Annotated in this window: 1 protein-coding gene; it reads right to left on the minus strand. The window is 70.0% G+C overall.

Annotated features, from left to right (window positions below; translation table 11 throughout):
- Window positions 1-115: 115 nt before the first annotated feature.
- Window positions 116-1,381, minus strand: a complete 1,266-nt coding sequence (locus ACWD1Z_RS37570) for an IS701 family transposase (RefSeq protein ID WP_451125418.1) — start codon at window positions 1,379-1,381, stop codon at window positions 116-118.
- Window positions 1,382-1,449 lie beyond the last annotated feature (68 nt).

Raw genomic sequence — 1,449 nt, forward strand, 5'->3', positions numbered from 1 at the left:
CTAGTAGGGCTTGGTCAGGTCCGTAGTGGGGTGGGTATGTCGCGGTGGCAGGTGGGGCAGGCGCCGGTCCAGAGGGCGAGGAGTGTCTGCAGCTCGCGGACGACTTGGTAGAGGCTCAGACCTGCGCCGCGTCTTTTGGGGCTCGTGCCAGACGTTGCAGCGTGCAGAAGGCATGCGCGACGGAGACGAGGGTGACGTGGTGGTGCCAGCCGTTCCAGGTGCGGCCCTCGAAGTGGGCAAGTCCCAGGGCCTGTTTCATCTCCCGGTAGTCGTGCTCGATGCGCCAGCGGAGTTTCGCGAGGCGGATCAGTGTGGTCAGGGGCATGCCGGAGGGCAGGTCGGACAGCCAGTACTGCACCGGCTCGCTCTCGCCGGCGGGCCATTCGGCCAGCAGCCAGCACACGGGCAGTTCGGGGCCGTCGGCGGTCTGGCGGACCTCGCGTCCGGCAGGCCGGATGCGCAGGGCCACGAAGCGGGAGTACATCCGCTTGCGGCCCGAGCGGCCGGTGCCGGGCCGGGAGCCCTCCCGCCACTGCACCGGCCTGGCCGCTTTCCGGCCCGCCGCGATGACCAGCTCCTTCACGGACCGCGGTTTGTCGGGATACTTCGCCAGCGGCGGGCGTCCCGTCCCGGAGTACGGCTCGGCCACCGGCACCGCGTCGGCGGGCTGGGCGGAGAGCGTGGTGGAGATCCCCACCACGTAGTTCAGGCCGCGGGTCTGCAGTCCGTGCCGGAACGCGGCGGCGTCGCCGTATCCGGCGTCCGCGATGGCCAGCGGCACCTCGAGTCCCCAGGAGCGGGTCTCGTCGAGCATGTCCAGGGCCAGCTGCCACTTCTCCACATGCCCGACATCGTCCGGGATGCCGCAGGCGGTGCGGCGGGCGATCTTGTCCGGATCGGCCTTCGGTGAGGCGGGATCCCACGTCTGGGGCAGAAAAAGTCGCCAGTTGACCGCCGCCGAGGCGTGATCGCAGGCGAGGTGGAGCGAGACACCGACCTGGCAGTTGGTGACCTTGCCCGCGGTGCCGGTGTACTGCCGCGACACGCATGCCGAGGCGCTCCCGTCCTTGAGGAACCCCGTGTCGTCGAAGACCAGGGCCTCGGGCCCGATCGCCGCCTCCATCCGCCAGGCGAGCTGGGCCCGGATGTGTGCCGGGTCCCAGGGGCTGGTGGTGATGAAGTTGGCCAGCGCCTGACGATTGCCGTCCTCCCCGAGCCGGGCGGCCATCGGCTCGACCGACTTGCGCTGTCCGTCGGTCAGCAGCCCGCGCAGATAGACCTGCCCCCACCGGCGCTGATCCTTGCGCGCGAACGGCTCGAACACATCCGCCGCGAACGCCTCCAACTCACCACGCACCGCAGCAATCTCGTCCGGAGTCACACACTCTCAACGCCACACCGGGCCCCAAGGACACGCACCACCCCAGCCGACCTGACCAAGCCCTACTA

Source organism: Streptomyces sp. NPDC002784 (assembly GCF_053592135.1).